The sequence below is a fragment of the uncultured Thiodictyon sp. genome (assembly GCF_903946935.1).
Lineage (GTDB): Bacteria > Pseudomonadota > Gammaproteobacteria > Chromatiales > Chromatiaceae > Thiodictyon.
On sequence record NZ_CAJAXH010000138.1, the window covers coordinates 1 to 1,805 of the forward strand.

Annotated in this window: 2 protein-coding genes and 1 pseudogene; all 3 read right to left on the bottom strand. The window is 64.1% G+C overall.

Annotated features, from left to right (window positions below):
• Positions 1-184, bottom strand: a pseudogene (locus tag QZX93_RS12215) (IS4 family transposase); the annotation flags it as partial.
• 62 nt (positions 185-246) lie between these two features.
• Complete coding sequence (locus QZX93_RS12220; protein WP_295389385.1) at positions 247-1,338, bottom strand: hypothetical protein; 1,092 nt, start codon at positions 1,336-1,338, stop codon at positions 247-249.
• Positions 1,335-1,676, bottom strand: a complete 342-nt coding sequence (locus tag QZX93_RS12225; RefSeq protein WP_295389387.1) for a hypothetical protein — start codon at positions 1,674-1,676, stop codon at positions 1,335-1,337. Before QZX93_RS12225 ends, QZX93_RS12220 begins: the two co-directional genes overlap by 4 nt.
• Between the last annotated feature and the right edge of the window lie 129 nt (positions 1,677-1,805).

Below are 1,805 nucleotides of genomic sequence, written 5' to 3' on the forward strand. Positions count from 1 at the left end.
ATACGACTTGCAGCATCAGTCCCACGAGCGACGAGAACAGAATGTCACGCGTGTATTGGGTCTGGCGCGTGACCTCAAACCACTGGTCCAGTTTCTCGGCATTGAGCAACTGCTCCAGCAGGGCGCGTACCATGACGGTAGTAGGACTTTTCTCGGCAAATTTCTGGAGGATTTCGCCAAACATGGCTGCTGGGGCTCTCGGGTAGCGCTGAAAATACACTTATCTTACAATATGTTGATGACACCTTAAAAGGGCTGCTCAGTGGAACCAAAAAGTGCGTCAGGTGATTCCACGAAGAGAACGTCAGTGAGTTTCTTGAGGAGCTTAACCACGGCGGAACCATTAGCATGCACGGTCTGTACAACCGCGGCAAAGGGCTTGTACCGCGGGTTCGTGACGTTTGATGTATCGACATTTGGCCGATACGACAGATACCGCTCGCCGACCCGCTCCATGGGTGCATTGAGCATGGCGGCGATGGCCTGGCGGATCGGCCCCTTGATGCTGGTCCCCGGGATCAGGACGCGCCGGGTCGCCCACGCAGTATCCGATGCGACTGTCCCTGGTGGCACCGTCGCCGGCTGGCCTGACTTGAGGTCGATGACGGCCGGTTCGAGGATCTTCTTTGCCGGGCGGAAATGGTCCGCGAGCAAGGGCTCCCCGTCGGCCTTGCGCAAACGGCGCCACTCGTAACGGTGTTGACCGGCGAGCAACGGGGTGAGCGCCTTGATTTCGATGCGCAACTCTCCGCTGAAGCGATCGGTTTCCGGTTGACCGTCATGCAGGATCGGGGCTGCGAGGTGAGCCGTCACGCTGCCGCCCTGGGTGTGGACGGGTACGAAGGTATAAGGGGCAGGGGTCGTCTCCCGAGTACCGGGCAGGGTCGCGGGCGGCTGATGCTGATTGCACTGACGGGGCGCGATGGTCGCTGTCTGAGATTCATGCGGGCGGGCGGGCGCGGGCCGGTTATCCAATGCTGCTGACGGGCGCACGGGTTGCCCTCCTTGCGCTAGAGGTGTCGGTAGGGGGGCAGTCGCGACCGGTTCCGGGTCGGCGGTCGGGTTGGGGGTTGGCGTGGCGGGCGTGGCGGCGTTCTGCTGCGCGGGCGGCACCGCAAGAGCAGGCTCGGACGTGGGGTCTCGTAAGTTGACAGCGAACATGAAGCCGGCTCGGCCCTCGCTATCGAAAGCAATCTTGGTCCCGACGGCAAGCCGCAAGTCTGCTGGTGCGCCGGCGATGGCCTGGGCGTCCAGGATCCGGAGGCCGCTGCGGGGCGTCTCGGGTTGGACGTAGCCTCGATTGTGGCCATCCGGCAGTGCGGTGATGGTGCCTTTCATGTCAGCGGCCCTCCTCGGGTGGTGATGGTCCAGGCGGCGATGGCGCCGTCGGCCCGATAGGTCTTGATGCGCAGGGTTCTTGGTAGTCCGGGGGCGGTGCCCGGGAGGCCGAATCGTGCGAAATCGCGGCGGGTCAGGACGGTCTCGAGGGCACCGCCCTCCAGTTCCCGTGTGGCCTCGTCGGCCAGCCCCAGGTCCTCGATCGCGCGGCGGGTGGTAGTGGGTAGACCCGCCTCGACCGCCCAAAAGGACCAGCGGGTCTCGTCCCCATCGGCCAGCAGGTGCAGGCTGGCGGCGGGCCAGAACAGCCGCCCCTCGTCGAAGACGGGGTCTGACAATCATCGGAACGAAAACTTACGCTAAGGACCAGTCATCGTCCTCCGGCCCCCGGAGGGGTCGCATCCCGCCGCGGGCGACCTGCTCGGCCAGCAAGAAGGCGTAGCGGCCCAAGACGTTGATATGATGGG

Bases quoted from the DNA above. Each gene is read 5' to 3' on its own strand.
- QZX93_RS12220 (WP_295389385.1), bottom strand. From the start codon at position 1,338: ATGAAAGGCACCATCACCGCACTGCCGGATGGCCACAATCGAGGCTAC.